The organism is Stenotrophomonas maltophilia group sp. RNC7 (assembly GCF_030910085.1).
In the GTDB taxonomy this organism is placed as follows: domain Bacteria; phylum Pseudomonadota; class Gammaproteobacteria; order Xanthomonadales; family Xanthomonadaceae; genus Stenotrophomonas; species Stenotrophomonas sepilia.
The window spans coordinates 1-484 of sequence record NZ_JAVFVN010000148.1 but is presented as its reverse complement, the minus strand read 5'-3'; the positions used below and the strand labels follow the sequence as shown (position 1 = coordinate 484).

Annotated in this window: 1 protein-coding gene; it reads left to right on the top strand. The window is 53.1% G+C overall.

Annotated elements, in window-relative coordinates; translation table 11 throughout:
- On the top strand, positions 1-469 hold a 469-nt coding region (gene lepB / locus RCF13_RS01815), incomplete at its 5' end, for a signal peptidase I (protein ID WP_308140775.1).
- Between the last annotated feature and the right edge of the window lie 15 nt (positions 470-484).

The following is a 484-nucleotide window of genomic DNA, read 5'->3' as shown; positions in this document are numbered from 1 at the left end:
CGATGTGTTCGTGTTCCGCTATCCGGTGGATCCGGACGTCGATTACATCAAGCGCGTGGTGGGCCTGCCTGGTGACGAAATCGCCTACCTCGACAAAAAACTGTACGTGAACGGCCAATTGGTGCCACATACGCGCGACGGTGACTATTTCGAACCTGATCGTGTCTCCTATATTGCACAATATAAGGAGAAATTGGGCGAAGTTAGTCACAATATCCTGCTTGATGAGAGCCGGCCGCAGGAATATCGCCCGCAGTACCAATTTCCCAACCTCGGGAACTGCCAATATTCCCGCGATGGGGTACGCTGCAAAGTACCCGAGGGGCAATACTTCGCCATGGGCGATAATCGGGATAACAGCGCCGACAGCCGATATTGGGGTTTCGTGCCGGAATCCAATATCGTCGGGAAGGCCTTCTTCATCTGGATGAATTTCAGCGATCTCAGCCGCATTGGCCGGTTCAACTGATTATGTCGCTAGCCA